Below are 16865 nucleotides of genomic sequence, written 5' to 3' on the forward strand. Positions count from 1 at the left end.
AAGGATAATAGACACAGAGGAAAAAGATGAAAACCAAAATTATGTCGGCAGAAGAAGCCGCAGCCTTTATTCAAAATGGAGATAACGTTGGGTTTAGTGGTTTTACTCCAGCGGGTTGTCCAAAAGTAGTACCCGCAGCACTTGCTCGTCGTGCCAAAGCAGAGCACGAGGCAGGGCGTCCTTTTGCCATCGGGATGTTTACCGGTGCATCAACGGGCGATCGTCTTGATGGCGAATTGGCTCGTGCTAATGCAATAAAGTTCCGCACACCTTATCAGTCCAATAAAGATCTTCGTAAGTTAATCAATACAGGAGGTACACAATATTTCGATATGCACCTTTCTATGCTGGCACAGGAGTTACGCTATGGGTTTTTAGGTCCCGTAGATGTAGCTATTGTAGAGGCTGCCGATGTAACCGAAGATGGTCAGATCGTACCTACTTCGGGTGTGGGGATACTCCCCACTATATGCCGCATGGCGAAAAAGATTATCATCGAGCTTAACGAGAAGCACCCTAAAGAAATTCGTGGTATCCATGATTTGGTAGAGCCTCTCGACCCTCCTCACAGGAAAGAGTTACCTATTTATACGCCCAGCGACCGTATCGGTAAGCCCTATATACAGGTAGACCCCGAGAAGATTGTTGCCATTGTACATACGAGCGAACCTAACGATGAGGGCGATTTCGCTCCCTTGGACGAAGTTACGAAGGCTATTGGAGACAATGTGGCTCGTTTCTTGGCCAATGAACTCAAGTGCGGACGCATTCCTAAAGAGTTTCTTCCTATCCAAAGTGGGGTAGGTAATGTGGCGAACGCTGTTTTAGGTTCATTGGGAGACAATGAGGTAATTCCTGCTTTCGATATATATACGGAGGTTATTCAAGACTCTGTAATTGCATTGATGAAAAAGGGGAGAGTACGTTTTGCCAGTGGTTGCTCTCTTTCGGTGAGTCGCTCTGCTATAAAAGAGGTATATAGTAACCTCGATTTCTTCCGCGACAAATTATTGCTCCGTCCTGTAGAGTACTCCAATAGTCCCGAGATTGTACGCCGATTAGGTGTTATTACCATCAATACCGCTCTTGAAGCGGACATCTTCGGTAATATCAACTCTACCCACGTTAATGGTACTCGTATGATGAACGGCTTGGGTGGCTCAGGAGACTTTACTCGCAATGCCTTTATATCTATATTCACCACCCCCTCTACCGCCAAGGAGGGTAAGGTAAGTGCTTTTGTACCTATGGTATCGCACGTAGATCATAGTGAGCATTCGGTAAAGGTTATTATCACAGAGTATGGTATTGCCGACTTGAGAGGTCTCTCTCCTCGCCAAAGAGCGCGTTGCATTATTGATAATTGTGTACACCCTGATTATAGACCTCTTCTCAATGAGTATCTCGAAAGAGGCATTGAGGGGCAAACACCACAAGACCTCGACAACTGTTTTGCTTTCCACAAAGCAGCTATCGAGAAAGGGGATATGCGCTTGGCGGAGTACTCCAAGAAGTAAATGACCCTGCGAATAGAAAAGATTGAACATACATTTTATAAGTAATAGATGATGAAAACACCAGATTTAAGTAAGTACAATATCCACGATGCTGCCGAGATTGTCTACAATCCCTCGTATGAGCAACTCTATGCAGAGGAGACCAAGCCTGAATTGACAGGCTATGAAAAGGGACAAGTGACAGAACTCGGAGCTGTTAACGTGATGACAGGAGTCTATACAGGACGTTCGCCCAAGGATAAATTCTTCGTAATGGACGATACGACCCGTGATACCATTTGGTGGACTTCCGACGAATACAAGAACGATAATAAGCCCATTACTCCAGAGGCTTGGAAAGAATTGAAGCGTATTGCTACGGAACAACTCTCTAACAAACGTCTCTTCGTAGTAGATGCTTTTTGCGGAGCTAACCCCAATAGCCGTCTTAAACTCCGTTTCATTATGGAGGTGGCTTGGCAGGCACACTTTGTGAAGAATATGTTTATCCGTCCTACCGATGAAGAGTTGGCAAATTTTGGAGAGCCTGATTTCGTTATCATGAACGCTTCTAAGGCTAAGGTGGATAATTATAAGGAGTTGGGATTGAACTCAGAGACAGCCGTAGTTTTCAACCTTACTGAAAAGATCCAAATCATCTTGAACACATGGTATGGTGGTGAGATGAAAAAGGGTATGTTCTCTTATATGAACTACCTAAATCCGCTCAACGGACGTGCTTCTATGCACTGCTCTGCTAATACCAGTCTTGATGGTAAGGAAACAGCTATCTTCTTCGGACTTTCGGGAACGGGTAAAACCACACTCTCTACCGATCCTAAGCGTCAGCTCATCGGAGATGACGAGCATGGATGGGACGATGATGGAGTCTTCAACTACGAAGGTGGTTGCTATGCTAAGGTTATCGACCTAAGTAAAGAAAGCGAACCCGATATTTATAAGGCTATCCGTCGTGATGCTTTGCTCGAAAACGTTACCGTAGATGCTAATGGTAAGATAGACTTTACGGATAAGAGCGTTACAGAAAATACGCGTGTGTCCTATCCTATCTATCATATCGATAACATCGTTAAGCCTGTTTCTAAGGCAGGACATGCCAATAAGGTTATCTTCCTTTCGGCAGATGCTTTCGGAGTGTTGCCTCCAGTATCTATACTCACTCCAGAGCAGACACAATACTACTTCTTGAGTGGATTTACGGCTAAGTTGGCAGGTACAGAGCGTGGTATTACTGAGCCTACGCCTACTTTCTCAGCTTGCTTTGGTGCAGCCTTCCTCTCACTCCACCCTACTAAGTATGGACAAGAGTTGGTAAAACGTATGGAAGCTGTCGGAGCTAAGGCTTACCTTGTAAATACAGGTTGGAACGGAACAGGCAAACGTATCTCTATTAAGGATACACGTGGTATTATTGATGCTATTTTGGACGGTTCTATCGACAAGGCACCTACTAAGAAGATTCCTTTCTTCGACTTCGAAGTACCTACTGCTTTGCCCGGTGTAGATAGCAATATTCTCGATCCTCGCGACACCTACAAAGATGCTTCCGAATGGGAAAACAAGGCGAAAGACTTGGCAGAGCGCTTTGTGAAGAACTTTACTAAGTTCACAGGCAACGAAGCCGGTAAAGCTCTTGTAGATGCAGGTCCTAAGGTAGACTAATTGCTATCATTTGAGCGTCTCACTTAGAGACTTTATGAGCTAAAAAAGAAGGGAAGCAACATTGTGTTGCTTCCCTTTTTCTTTCAATAGAGGATTGGGATTTGCTCTTATACCAAGAGGAGAGCGCAATAATTGCAAGAGAGCGCTCGATAGCCTTTGTTAGTTACCGAGCGGTAAGTCCTTGAGTAGGGTGTCGGCAGAAGTCTCTTTGAGTCCGCTACGTGTTGCCAGTGTAAGTTGCCATTCGGTAGCATAACGTTGGCGATCTACTTTGAAATTTTCACTCCCCTTGGCATCCAATAGTTGTACTATATAGCCTATGCTAATTTTATCAGGGTCGAGAGCTGGATAGTAGTAGCCTGTTTTGAGATCTTCGGGGTAGTTTACTTCGATGATGATACCCAGTTCGATGAGTTCTCGGATAATAATCATAGTGAGTCGAATGGGTATCTTGCACGTATTGGCAATGCTCTCTGCTGTGTGTGGTGTCTGTGTGGAGATATCTACAAAACGCTGTATGATGTGCCCTGCTACAAGGATAGTGAGGAAATCGCTATACCTTCTGGAGACTAAAGTTGTCTCCTTTTCGTAGTAGAATTTATCTACATTCTGTATCGCATAGCAGAGCTTGGCGCAGAAGAGTATGATAATCCACGTAAGTTGTATCCACAGAAGTAAGAGAGGGAAAGCAGCGAAACTACCATATATGGAGTTGTATTTTGAAATCCACATCATACCGTTGATGTACATCACTTGGAAGGTTTGAAAGGCAATACCTGCCAAAATACCCGACAGCAATGCAGGTAGGAAGCGTACCTTAACGTTGGGCATGGCCATGAACATACCTACAAAGGTAAAGACGATAAGTACGAAGGGTATGAGGTGCAGTACTAATTCGGAAATAGGTCCTATGATGATGTAGTCTTTGATAAAGCTATTCTTAATAGTGCTCATGGTGAGTGTCAATCCCGAAGATACGGTAATGATTACGGGAAGGAGAAAAAGCATTGTGAAATAGCTTGTAATCTTTGCTTTGAGCGGACGTCCTTTAGGGGTTTCCCAGATGTCGTTGAAAGCACTCTCTATAGTAGAGAGTAGGTTGAACACAGTGTATAAAAGCAAAAGCAACCCGAACCCGAGGAAGATGCCACTACGTACCTGATCTAAGTAGTTGTCTACAAAGCCAAAAGAGCGGGTTAGTTGCTCCTGATGCGAGGGAAAGTAGTCGAGCAGAGCTTTGTAGAATATATCTTGTATGCCAAATCCCTTGGCGATGCCTAAAAGCACTGCCAGTAGGGGTACTATCGAAAGTACTGTGCTATAGGTTAAGGCAGAGGCTTTTTGGGTTAAGTTCTCTGCAACAAAACCCTTAATAGCCATATAGATAGACTTAAGCGCATTGATGTAGAGTCTATGAATACCGCTTACCTCATGCTCTCGAATGTGCCACATATCTTTCGTAATGAAGAAGAAAATCCTATTGAATAGATAGGTGCACTTACGGAAGAAGCGATTTTTTTTCTTGGGGGTAACTGGTTCCGAGCGTTTTGCTTTTTTCTTCATAGGGATATATTTAATAGTTAGATGGCTAAGAGGTAGGTAATTGGGGATAGATGGTTTGTTTCTTTTGAGTGGGAGAAAAGAGAGGTATAGGAGGAGAAGTTGCCCTCTTTGAGAGGCTTAAAGGGTACGCAACCCCTCTTGCTGTATGCAGGAGCGGAGAGTAGTGCCGTCATCGATACTTGCGATGCCTTGCTCCAAAAGGTAGAGCTTATCGCTTAGATTGAAACGAAGCAAATCACGTACCGATTGTAGTACGCAGTAGTCTCCAGCAATACCTGCCACCACTATGTGTGTCGCCTTTTGAAGTAGAGGAGGAAGTTCCTTTTCAAAGGCACTATACGCATCTTGTTCGGCAGTCGTTGCTTTTTCTACCATTTGGTAGGGGATGCCTCGGACTATCACCTGCTCTATGAGTGGAATAAGCTCGGGTGTGAGAGCTGCTCCTATGGTGTGACGGATGCAATGAGGAGGCCATACACCTCCATAGGCTTTGAAGCTACAGTGATTCCACGTGTGCTGATCGGAGGTAATAATAAGAGCTTCCATATCTTCTATATGGAGGTTGCCCCACTCTGTTAGTTGCTCCATAGCCTTCGCCGCATGCGGTACTGCTAAAGAGCCGCTAACAAAGTCTACCTGAGGGTCTACGACCAGCAGCGTATAGGGTTTAGGGATATTCATCGTAGTAATACTTGAAACTCTCCGTCTTGCGATAGATTGGCAAACTCTTTGTCTACACGTAGGCGATTTACCATATTGGGGTTACGACGTAGGGCTTCACGAAGATAGTTCATTGCTCCTCGTTTGTCTCCTATTCGGTTGCTTACAATCGCTTTGAGGTAGTCGGTAGTGGCGTTGCTTCTCTCTACGCTTTCGAGTATTTCAAGGGCTTTTTTATAGTTTTTCGTGAGAAGCTGTGCAATGGCTGCATTGTTGCTCTTTGTCTCACCATAGGTGGCTAAGGCTTGCTCATACTTACCTTGTTTGAGATAGAGTAGAGCGATTACTTCGTTGCTTCCTTTCGAGGAAGTCGCTACGGAGGTACCGATTAGTTCTTCGGCACGTTTCAAATCACCTTTGTCGAGGGAGAGTAAAGCGAGGTTCAAACGAATCTCTGGGAGGTCTTGTACCGAACGTGCGCGTTCATACCATTCGAGGGCTTTTTTTTCTTCGCCCTTTTGGAGATAGAGCGAACCTATATTGTTGTAGGCACGAGCATCTTTGGGATAGAGTTGAGAGGCTTTTAGGTAAAGACGTTCTTGATTGGAGGGATTACCTTCGAGAGTTACGGCGTAGAGTAATTCCTCTATGCTGAGCGTTTCGGGAGAGGTATGTGCCAAACGACTTAACTCCTCATCGCTTTTTCCAATAGTTTCGATATTTGCAGTGAGTCGAGAACGACGTAGGCGAGGCAAAATCTCTTTAGCCAATTGATCATACACGACGCTTATGTTACGAATCTCCTGTTCACGCTCTTCAGGGTCGCTGTACATAGAGAGTACACGGAGGATGAGTTCCTTGTCTTGGATAGAACTTTGCTCTACAAAGGTGCGGAAGCCTTCCCAATCTTGTGCCGTGTAGTGGGCATTTATGGCTACGTTCTTCTTCCACTCCTTATTGAGGGCAGAAGTGGTGTTTCGTTCTCTTTGTGCAGAAAGTTTCTCGTTGAGTTCTACTCCTCCATCGGGAGAGGCATAGGCTTGTACCTCTACCGAAACACGCTGATTAGGTGTTTGTTGAGCATTTTCCACGAGTTCTTTCCATTCTTGTACATCCTCTTTCTTCCATTCTTGTGAACGTATGTTGGCCTGCTGTATAAGAAAGTGGATATCCGCATCGAAACGTTCCTTAATAATCCTTTGAAAAGCATCGGGAGCAATAATAGGCGTAGCTCCCGAAGCATCTGCCAGTGTCTGTGTGGCAAGAGTCCCCTCTCCGATTTTTACTTCGGGCAGCTGCACAGTTTTGCCATTGATAGTGGCATTGAAAGTCATATAAAGGTCACTTTGCATTAGGCGAGGGTCGCTGTAATCAAAACGAGTGTTTACTCGTATGATACCCCCATCTACATAGCTTACCGAGCGATGATTGTCCAAAACTTTCTCTCCTTGGATAGTTTCGGTCATGCCCCAAGTTTCTCCTCCTGCATAGCGTAATACGGGAAGGAAAGATACTTTGGCCTTTTTGTGCATCCATTTAGTGGGGATATTGACCGATATAGTGGTCGGTATGTACCCTCCGACCAGCTCTAAGGGGTGAGGTTCGGCTGTGAACTGCTGTTCAGAAAGTGGCTTTAATTTGGGGCTACATGATGCCATCATTAAAGCTGTAGTCATACACAATGCGGTTGTATGCAAAAATCCTCGAGACATATTGGGTTTATTATTTAGTGGTTTTATTAGTTCGAAAACTCCTCGCAGATTGGAAAATTGTGCCTAAAAGGAGTAAGAAGAGTAGGATGAGAGCGACGAAAGCAATCCTTTCGGTTGTGGCAATAGATGTAGGAGCAAAGGTGAAGCGCACTGAATGTTTGCCCGCAGGTACGATGATGCCCCTAAGTGTATAATTGACTCGGATAATTGGATGTTCCTCTCCATCAATGGTAGCTATCCAACCCTCGGGATAGTATATTTCGGAGCAAACTAAGAGGGCATCTTGTCTGTTCGAAGTACTGTACTCTACTCGATTGGGTGTGTGCAGGGTAAGCGTTACCTCTGCTATACTATCAGTAAGGGGTAGCAGTTGTTGGAGCTTATCGTCTACAAAACGTTTATCAACTATTGCTGTTGTGCGCAAGTCTTCTGTATCAAGGGCTTGCATCTCGCTGTTTGCATTGGGCACTACCTTTATTTTTTGTGCAAACCAAGCAGGTCCATAGGCTTCTTGATTAAAGAAGGGGATAGGTACTCGGGTCTCTGGGTCGGGTTGGATAATATAACGGGTATTGAGCATATTTACGACCCCTTGATTGCCTTTGAGCAACTGATGCGTTATGATGTCTTGATACCGTTGTAGTTTGGCTGCGTGGTAGCCCCCAATACTTTTGTGCCAACGGCTGGTCGTAGCATCGTTGAACGAATTGACAGACATATTCCAAACACGATAACCAAGGGTCTTGTCGTTCAAAATAATACGATCTGCCTCTGTTTGTGGGGTAGCCATAGCCTGCACTTGCGTGGGTTGTTGGTACATAGCATCGTGTAGATAACGCTTATCTACCTGCCACAAGTCGACGAAAGTGATAACTCCTAAGAGGATGAGAACAGGTGTAGATTTTAATTTTCCCTTGGTGTAAAGAATAATTACTCCAGCCGAAAGGGCGATAATCACTATCGAGCGAAGTGCATCGCTACGGAGCATCTCTCTACGTATCTCTACTAAGGCATCTCTAAGTCCCATGTATTCGGGATGGGAAAGAATGAGCTGACCGAATTGCTCCTGCTCTTCCGAAGAGAGAAAGCTAAAGAACCAGTCGGGGAGTATAACAAAGAGTAGCAACGCCACCATCGGTAACCCTACAGCGAAGAGCGTAGCCCATTTTTTCTCTCTTAGTATGTTGGGTGTTTTGATCACCTCAGCTAAGCCTAAAATAGCCAGTACAGGGATGGTAAACTCGGCAATTACCAAAATTGAAGAGACTGCTCGGAAGTTATTGTATAAGGGAAAGTAGTCGATGAAAAGCTCCGTCAGGGGCATAAAATTTTTACCCCAAGAGAGGAGTATAGAAAGTAGGGTCATGGCAAGCATAGCCCACTTTATAGGGCCTCGAACTAAAAAGCAGCCGAGGAGAAAGAGAACACAAACGAAAGCTCCTACGTAGACAGGACCCGATGTGAAAGGTTGTTCTCCCCAGTAGGAGGGTGTACCTAAGAGCAACGGACGGTATATCGAAGGAACGTTGTTCAAGCGTTCGGCTTCTGTGCTTAAAGGTACAGAAGCACCTCCTCTGATATTCGGCACGAGTAGACTCCAAGTTTCACCCACTCCGTAGCTCCATTGAGTAATGTACGCTTTATCTAAACCGCTACTATTTTCCTTTGTGTGTTGTGGCGTTAAGAGATCTTCGGAGGAGAGAGTCAGCTCGCTACCGCCTCGCATGGTCTCTTGAGCGTAGCGATAGGTATGATATAAGTTCGATGCATTAACGGCTATACCGATAAGCCCTGCTATAAGAGCTACCCCCGTGGAGCGGAGAAAGTGTCCTATACGCTTTGTGCGTATCGAATCTATACACCAACCTATTACCATAGAACCCATAACGAAGAGAAAGTAATAGGTCATCTGTACGTGGTTGGCGAGGAGTTGTAACGCTGTGAAGAGAGCCAATACAAAAGCTCCTTGCAACCATTTACCCCGATAAATCCATACCAGCCCTGCGATGGTTGGAGGTATGAAAGCCAATGCCATGAGCTTCCAAATGTGTCCTGCCGCTATGAGGATAATAAAGTAACTCGAGAAGGTCCACATAATAGCTCCTATTGTGGCAGGAATATTCTTTATCTGTAACGATTTGAGCAGTAGGAAGAACCCAATTAGCATGGCAAAGAGTAACCATGGAGAGTCTCCCATAATCTGTAAGGGCCAACGCAAGGTGTATGCTTTCTCGGCTATTGATAGGGCTTCTGTAGAGGGATAGGAGGGAGATATTTGGTACATCGGCATCCCCCCGAAGAGACCATTGGTCCAGTAGGAATGCTCGCCTGTAGCTACTTCATGGTCTCGCACATCTTGTCCATTGCCTGAAGCCCCCGCTACATCTTGCTGAAAGAGTACGCGCCCTTCCCACGTAGCTGGCATGAAATAGGCAGTGGCTATAATGCCGAAGAGGACTACTATAACAGCATAGGGCCATAATGCTTGAGGCGTTGTAGGAGTGTATTCTTTGAGGGGAGAGTCATATTCATACGTAAAGAGCTTGATGCTTATTAGTGTATTTATGTGGAGTGTGAAAAAAGAGCTGTGATGAGTCCTAACCCATACCCGAAGATTTGAATGAAAGAGGCTATAACGGCACAACCCGCTACTTTAAGGCTTCGGGTTTGCTGGAGTGCATCTAAAAAGAAGAGAAGAGTAAGCCCCCCTATTGGCAACCATGACCAAAGGCTAATAATTCCTCCCAAGAAAAGGAGAGAGAGACCTATTGTTCCCACAGAGGGGAGTAGATGAATGGGGCGGAGAGAGCTCGATGGCGACGACTGAGTGCCACTCGAGCACCGCCGAACTTGAATACTTGTCGGTAAAATTGTGCAAAAGTGCTACGTCTTTTATGGTATACAAATGCCTCGGGTATGAGTCGTACGTGCGCCCCTCTCTCGTGCAAACGCATACTAAAGTCGAGATCTTCACCGTAACGCATAGAGGTATCGAACCCGCCCATCTCTTTATAGAGTGCTGTACGGCAACCCAAATTGAAACTTCGGGGGTAGTAATGACTGATGCGCTTCTTTCCGCCTCGTATGCCTCCAGTTGTAAGGAAAGAGGTCATCGAGTAGTTGATAGCCTTCTGTATGGTAGTAAAGTCGGTATGTGCTGCATCAGGCCCTCCAAAAGCATCTAAAGGTTTCCCCTGCTCTTGGTAGCATTGAAGGGCTTGCTCTATAGAGGCTATGTATTGGGGGGGGAGGATAACGTCGGAGTCTAAGATGATAATATACTCCCCCTCTGCCCACATACTCCCTGCATTACGAGCCTTAGATGGTCCTCCATTAGGAATGCTGTGATACTGTATGGAGAGATGCTCTTTGTAGCGGTCTACCTCCCCATGGCAGGGATGGGAAGAACCATCCTCTACGATAATCACCTCGAACGTTTGTAACGTTTGTTCTACAAGACTTTGTAGTAACTCTGCCACTTCTTCGGGGCGGTTGTAGACCGGTACGATTATAGAGTAACGAGGAGGAGTAGGCATAGTTGCATCCTATGAATAGCTTATTCGTTGAGTTGCCATTCAGCACCCTCTTTGGTATCTTTTATAGTAAAGCCGAGTTCTGTCAAGGCATTTCGGATTTTGTCCGAAGTAGCCCAATCCTTTTGGCTCTTAGCAGTTTGACGGATGTCAAGGAGCAGATTGACCGCTCCCTTGTAGGCTTCGGTGCCTGTACTACCCGATACACGCTCGTCTTTCATACCCAAAATGTCGAAGAGATAGAGGCGATAAATGCGCTTCAGTTCATCCAAATCTTCTTGAGAGATCTGCTCTTCGCCATTGCGGAGGCGGTTGATGAGCTTTGCGGCGTCGAAGAGGGTGGCAATAACGATAGGCGTATTGAGGTCGTCATTCATAGCTTCGGCGCATTGGGTAGCTATCGAAGCTATATCATAACTGCTCTTGCTACTAGTGGTGAGCTTGTCGAGTTGGTCGTTGGCATCCAAAAGACGTACTAACCCCTTGTTGGCAGCCTGCAACGCTTCGTTGCTAAAGTCTACTGTTCCTCTGTAATGCGCTCCTAATATAAAGAAGCGGATGGTCATTGGAGAGTAGGCTTGTGTTAGTTTGGGGTGATCGCCTGTAAAGAATTGGTCAAGAGTGATGAAGTTGCCCAAACTTTTTCCCATCTTTTTTCCCTCGATAGTAATCATGTTGTTGTGCATCCAATAGCGCACCATCTGATGTCCTTGGGCGGCTGTGGCTTGGGCTATCTCGCACTCATGATGGGGAAAAACCAAGTCCATACCTCCTCCGTGGATGTCGAAGTTCTCACCCAAATATTTTCTACCCATAGCAGTACATTCGCAGTGCCAACCGGGAAAGCCTTCGCTCCATGGTGCGGGCCAGTGCATAAGGTGCTCGGGTTTGGCACATTTCCACAGGGCAAAGTCAAGCGGATTACGCTTTTCATCCTGCCCATCTAAGGTACGAGTATTGGCTATCATATCTTCTATGTTACGACCACTCAGGATACCATAACCAAAATCTTTATTGAATTTCTCTACATCGAAGTAGACCGAACCTTTGCTTTCGTAGGCATAACCTGCTTGTAGAATCTCTTCAACCAACTGAATTTGCTCTATGATATGACCACTTGCCATAGGCTCTATGCTTGGCGGCAACACGTTGAGCGACTCCATAGCATGACGGTAGCGAGTCAGGTAGTATTGCACCACTTCCATAGGCTCCAACTGCTCCAATCGTGCTTTCTTAGCCACTTTATCCTCTCCATCATCGGCATCGGCTTCTAAGTGCCCTACATCGGTGATATTACGTACATAACGTACTTTGTAGCCTAAATGGGTCAGGTAACGGAATAGTATATCGAAAGTGATTGCTGGGCGAGCATGCCCCAAATGTGCATCTCCATAAACCGTAGGACCACAAACGTAAAGTCCCACATGAGGGGCTGCGATAGGGATAAATTGCTCTTTGTTTCTACTGAGCGTGTTATATAGAAAAAAAGGATGTTCCATAATTAGCTACTATTATGCCAAAATATCTATACAAAGATACAGTTTATCGGTCAACTAAAGTAGAGACTATGGGCAGAGGTCTTCAAAAAGGAGGCATACTCCCTTTTCATGGAAGATGTGTCAGGGTAAAATGAGACAAGGGTTTGAGAATGAGGGGAGAATATGGATACTTTGTAGCACTTTCTGAATGTAATGCCACGAGCATGCTGTTGGATGAAACCAGAAGTTCAGGAAGCAAGACAGGAAAACGAAAAACGTTGCCTCTATAACATATAGAAAAAGGCAACGCTCTCTAAACTCATTTATTTCCTTAAGTTGCGGGGAGAGGACTCGAACCTCTGGCCTTCGGGTTATGAGCCCGACGAGCTACCACTGCTCCACCCCGCGATATAGTCAAAGCAGATTGTAGACACAGAAAAAAATAAGGTCTTTTGGTCTGATTTGCTCCACAAAGGTAGCCCTTTATTTTGAATTGACCAAATGAAGGTGCTGTATGCTATTTGTTGTAGATTCCTGTATCAAGTGCTACTTCTCTCTTGGAGAATGTATTAACATGCGCTATGAATTGAAAAACGGAGCTTCTACCCATTGATAAAAGCCCCGTTGTAAGAGAGGTTTGTAGTCCTCTACTTATTGTTGTCAATCAACATCGAACTCAATATAGAGTACGTAGCTATCGTCGTCTGTGCTGAAAGAGTAGGTTACTTTGTTCTTGTAACCCGATACCAGTTCTTCTAATGGGAAGTGGAAAGCCAAGTGATGCTTGCCTGCGCTGAGATTACCTTCGTATATGAAAGGATTTACATCGCCAGGTTGACCGAAGCACGCATTACCCATGCACCATTGAAGTGCATTTTGGAAGTTCTTTTGGTAAGTAGCCTTAGCCTTGTAACCATCTTTGGGGAACTCAAGGTCGATTACAGGAACGTATTCGCTACCTTCGTTTGCCATAACGGTGTGTACCTTTATAGTAGCTCCATTAGGGAGATCTTTCCCGAAAAGACTTGCTTTCATCTTAGAGGCGGGTAGAGGGGGTTCTACGAGAATGATTTCGTCAGCTTTGCCTACAATAGCTTTAGCTTTGAGAGGAAGGCGGAATGTTTTGCCTCCATACTTGGCCACCAAGTCCGCTTTGAATTCCCCTGCTTTTTTTGCTTTGAAGATAACTCCTACGATGCCAGATGGAGCAGCTTTTTTCTTTCTATCTTCTATTTTGTCATGACTGATTTGGAATAGGTTGGCATCTACACCCTCCAATGAGAGTAAAATAGCCTCTCCGACTTCACCTCCCTTGCCATCAAGGCGGATGTTTTGGAATACATCAACGCCTGAATAATTGGCAGGATACTTAGCTTCAAAAGTTGCTTCTTCTACAGTGCCGTTGATAGAAAATTTTACCTCACTATCATTAACGATAGGGGTGGCAGATACCTTAGCTTTTAGAGTTACCTCTTTAGAGAGAGCACCAGCTACTACTTTGAGTACAGCGGTAAACTCGCCTTCGGTTTCTGCTTTGGCTGTAACCTCTATTTTGCCGCCCTCTTTAGGAAGTTCTTGAGTATTAAGGGCAAATTGATTGGCATGAGTGCCTTCCAATGTGAGTTTAATACCACTTGGTAACTCTTTACCTGTTACAGTGATTTCTTTCTTAGCAGGTTGGTTGTGTTTAATATCGCCAAACTCTACGCTTGTAGGGGCAACATCGAGAGATGGATTCTTCAAATCGGGTCCACAAGCTACGAGCCCGATGGCTGTTGCCAACAGCATAATTACTGGGAGCAGAAATTTTTTGCCTTGTTTCATCATACTTTATTGTTGTTTTTGATTTTCTTCCGAGCGCAAATCTAATAATAATATACTAATGAGCTATTATTCAAATTGTTAATAATACATTAAACCTCTACTTGATAGAGGTTTATGTATTAAACAAAAAGAACTACCCCATCTACACTTTCCTTTTCGGTAAAAGGTAGGTGGGGTAGTTGTCGTATTGTTATCTCCTGTTTAAGAGTGCATTATGAATTTCTTATTTGAGCGAATTGGTTGCATGCTATCACTTAAAGGAGCGTAGAGATTTACTTTATCACTCTTGCAATAATACCTGATTGGCTCTTAGGAGTGGCAGGTGCAGATTGTGAAGTCAAGGTTTTGAACTCTACTTTTGTCAATGTCCCCCATTGGTTGTCTGCATTCATACCCATAGCAATAGCATAGTAAGAGGTGTTAGGGGTTAGTTCTGACCAAGTAAATTCGGAGTCTCCAAATTCGAAAGGTAAGTTGATGTTTTCTGGAGTATTTTTGATGAAGTCCATAGCAAACTCTTCAGTGTACTTATCTTTCTCCATTACAAAGTAGCGATACTCAGAAGTATTTGCATCGGGTTTGCATTTGACAGTTGCTTTAGTAGAGGTAACATTATCTACTGTTACTGTAATAGTAGAGGTTTCAGATGTACCTGCTTTCTGAGTTTGTACTTTATGCTCAATTAGTTCCGACATCTGACCATCTGCATCAACCATAACTACATTGATTACATACTCCTTACCAGGGCGTAAGCTATTAAAAGTTTGCTCCTTGTTGCCAACGTGAGGTTTTCTGGTTCTGAAGTCTGCTCCGAAAGCTACTACATAATGCATCATGTCGGGTATGTGCATCATCTTCATAGTCTCTTCGATACCAGGATCACCTTTCATTGTAAGAAGGTAGTAGTAGCCAGCGCAATCTCCATTGGGCTTAAGAGCAACTGTAAACTCTCTTTGTGTTATATTAGAAAAAGTTACACCTACTTGAGGATTGCCCTTAAGAGGTCCCTTAGCTACTTGGAACGCTTGGCTGGAAACAGGTCCTATACAGCCATACTGATCCATTGCATAGATAATTCCAATGTAAGAGTATCCTTGCTGCATCCCTTTAAGCTCAAACGAAGTTGTTCTTACATTAGGATCTAACATATTTACTCTATAAACACTTTTCTCAGGCAAACGAGATACGAGTTTTATCAGTTCGTTTTCTGACAGATTTTCTGGCACCAGATGTTTTTCGGGGAACGCCATGCAGATCTTTTTTACATCTTTTCCTACGGTAACATTGAGCTTAACTCCACCTGTTACCCCACTCAAAGGAGATGTAGTCATAGACGAAGTAAGGTCTACTTGATCTGTCAAGAACATTATGCTATCGGTATGGTCTACTCTTATACCATAGGGGTCTCCTGTTTTAGGGTAGATAATCATGCGCTCTTTTACCTGCGCAGTAGCCATAAGAGCCGAAGCAAAAACGGCAAGAGTTACAATAAATAAAGTATATATTCTTTTCATTGTTTTACGAACTTGATGGGTTGGTTGTTAATGCTTATCAGATAAACGCCGGCACTCCAAAGAGAGGTGTCGATAGATTGAGAGGATTGGAATTGCTTTGCGGTGTAGATGAGACTACCCGATACATTAAAGATGCGTAGATTGTAAGAAGTTTGCGCATCCAAGCCGTTGAATTTAAGCCTATCTTCCTCTTCATAACAAGAGTAAACTCCTTCGTTGGGTACGATGGCTTCGTTGTCTGTGGTAGGTAGCTCGGTAGAGAAGGTGCATTTTTCTATCTGTTTGAGAGGGAAAATCCCATTCTCTGGGAGAGACCATCCGTTTTGCATTGTTACGTGCATCTTACCTGCTTCGAATGTTATCTTGTGCAACTGGTGCAGATAAAAGACCTGTGTAGGTTTGCTTTCAAGTCTTTTTATGACTAAGGATGTGGGGTATTCGCCCTGTCCATAGGCACACGAAACAGTTAAGAGTAGCCCGAACAACAATAATAACTTATTCTTTTTCATAGGCAACTATAATATAAATGTGTGATAATCGAGACAAAAATTCTCCATCTTTGCAAAGGTACTTTTTGTTCGGCGATGTACCAAATGCTACCTAAGAGTCGCATAAAAAGAAGAGGGCTTTGTATTTTCAGCCCTCTTCCAAATAGTCCCTATTTAATCTATGGATTCTAAATGAATGGTAGCATTTACAACGCTTCGTTAATGGAACTCACAATACCTCCACTAACAGATCCCTATTGTCGGGTTGCTCACAACCACAAAAATCTTTGTTTGTACAAAGACTCATAAAAAGTACCTATGGGGAGCATCTTGATAAGTTTCGTAATCTAATGCTATTCCTTGACTTGCCGCTTAGACTTCGATTTAATAAGTAGAAAGAGAAAGGCGATTAGGAACAAACATCCAGTAAGGATGAATCCATAAACGAGGCTTGTTTTGATGTCGCATAAGAGGTTTACGATAAGCATTCCAACCACAGCGGTTATGAGTGCATATATAAGTGCCAATAAAGCAATTCTAAACAAGGGTTTCCTCAAGAAGGGAGAAATCTGTCTTTCTTTCATTTTCAGTCTTTTCTTTATTGATCGTCTTTTTGACGTGGTTAATTACTTGTTTATCTGCATTTATAGGGAAGGGATATGTTTTGACGAATATACCCTTCTGCTCTTATTGCATTATTTGTTGTTCACCACAATCTTGTTAAACAGTGCGAAAATATAAATGATTTTTCTAAAAGCCATACCTTTAATCTTAGGGTTGGTTGATTTGTATTTTTAGGTAGGGTTGATTGTTTTTCTTGATAACTGTTGTGCTATCTACTGGGTTGACAACCAAGTTATGAAAAGAGGATTGATAGTTGCTACTAATAGGAAGTAGCTCTCGAATCTTTTCTT

Annotated in this window: 12 protein-coding genes and 1 tRNA gene; 2 read left to right on the forward strand and 11 right to left on the reverse strand. The window is 43.9% G+C overall.

Annotation, left to right across the window (positions count from 1 at the left end; genetic code table 11):
- Positions 1–26: 26 nt before the first annotated feature.
- Together JCM15907_RS06205 and pckA are read left to right on the forward strand one after the other, a co-directional pair.
- Positions 27–1517 (forward strand): butyryl-CoA:acetate CoA transferase, encoded by a 1491-nt coding sequence (locus JCM15907_RS06205; protein ID WP_025843146.1) that lies wholly within the window; start codon positions 27–29, stop codon positions 1515–1517.
- 51 nt (positions 1518–1568) lie between these two features.
- Positions 1569–3179 (forward strand): phosphoenolpyruvate carboxykinase (ATP), encoded by a 1611-nt coding sequence (pckA, locus tag JCM15907_RS06210; RefSeq protein ID WP_025843147.1) that lies wholly within the window; start codon positions 1569–1571, stop codon positions 3177–3179.
- Positions 3180–3338: 159 nt separating this feature from the next.
- Here the strand turns inward: pckA and JCM15907_RS06220 are convergent, their stop codons facing one another.
- From JCM15907_RS06220 to JCM15907_RS06265, 11 genes are all read right to left on the reverse strand, one after another.
- Positions 3339–4742 (reverse strand): YihY/virulence factor BrkB family protein, encoded by a 1404-nt coding sequence (locus JCM15907_RS06220; RefSeq protein ID WP_025843148.1) that lies wholly within the window; start codon positions 4740–4742, stop codon positions 3339–3341.
- A gap of 117 nt (positions 4743–4859) precedes the next feature.
- Entirely contained in the window at positions 4860–5423 is a 564-nt protein-coding gene (locus tag JCM15907_RS06225; protein ID WP_036885588.1) for an isochorismatase family protein, read from the reverse strand.
- The gene (locus JCM15907_RS06230; protein WP_242396824.1) at positions 5420–7078 is read right to left on the reverse strand and encodes a tetratricopeptide repeat protein; all 1659 of its coding nucleotides are present in this window, start codon (positions 7076–7078) and stop codon (positions 5420–5422) included. The genes JCM15907_RS06225 and JCM15907_RS06230 overlap by 4 nt, the downstream gene beginning before the upstream one ends.
- Positions 7079–7124: 46 nt before the next feature.
- Positions 7125–9539: a YfhO family protein gene (locus JCM15907_RS06235; RefSeq protein ID WP_051522417.1), complete on the reverse strand. Its 2415-nt coding sequence runs from the start codon at positions 9537–9539 to the stop codon at positions 7125–7127.
- 137 nt (positions 9540–9676) lie between these two features.
- Positions 9677–9892: a hypothetical protein gene (locus tag JCM15907_RS13850; RefSeq protein WP_306305479.1), complete on the reverse strand. Its 216-nt coding sequence runs from the start codon at positions 9890–9892 to the stop codon at positions 9677–9679.
- On the reverse strand, positions 9880–10650 hold the full coding sequence (locus JCM15907_RS11105) for a glycosyltransferase family 2 protein (RefSeq protein ID WP_306305480.1): 771 nt from the start codon (positions 10648–10650) through the stop codon (positions 9880–9882). Before JCM15907_RS11105 ends, JCM15907_RS13850 begins: the two co-directional genes overlap by 13 nt.
- Positions 10651–10670: 20 nt before the next feature.
- Complete coding sequence (cysS, locus tag JCM15907_RS06245; RefSeq protein ID WP_025843152.1) at positions 10671–12146, reverse strand: cysteine--tRNA ligase; 1476 nt, start codon at positions 12144–12146, stop codon at positions 10671–10673.
- Between the two features lie 315 nt (positions 12147–12461).
- Positions 12462–12533: transfer RNA gene (locus tag JCM15907_RS06250), tRNA-Met, on the reverse strand.
- 252 nt (positions 12534–12785) lie between these two features.
- Positions 12786–13952 carry a hypothetical protein gene (locus JCM15907_RS06255; RefSeq protein WP_148297480.1) on the reverse strand — a complete coding sequence of 389 codons (1167 nt, stop codon included), beginning with the start codon at positions 13950–13952 and terminating at the stop codon, positions 12786–12788.
- A 269-nt stretch (positions 13953–14221) separates the two neighbouring features.
- Entirely contained in the window at positions 14222–15463 is a 1242-nt protein-coding gene (locus JCM15907_RS06260) for a hypothetical protein (protein ID WP_025843154.1), read from the reverse strand.
- Positions 15460–15972 (reverse strand): T9SS type A sorting domain-containing protein, encoded by a 513-nt coding sequence (locus JCM15907_RS06265; protein WP_081773815.1) that lies wholly within the window; start codon positions 15970–15972, stop codon positions 15460–15462. Before JCM15907_RS06265 ends, JCM15907_RS06260 begins: the two co-directional genes overlap by 4 nt.
- Positions 15973–16865 lie beyond the last annotated feature (893 nt).

It is taken from the genome of Porphyromonas gingivicanis JCM 15907 (genome assembly GCF_000614585.1).
Taxonomy (GTDB): domain Bacteria; phylum Bacteroidota; class Bacteroidia; order Bacteroidales; family Porphyromonadaceae; genus Porphyromonas; species Porphyromonas gingivicanis.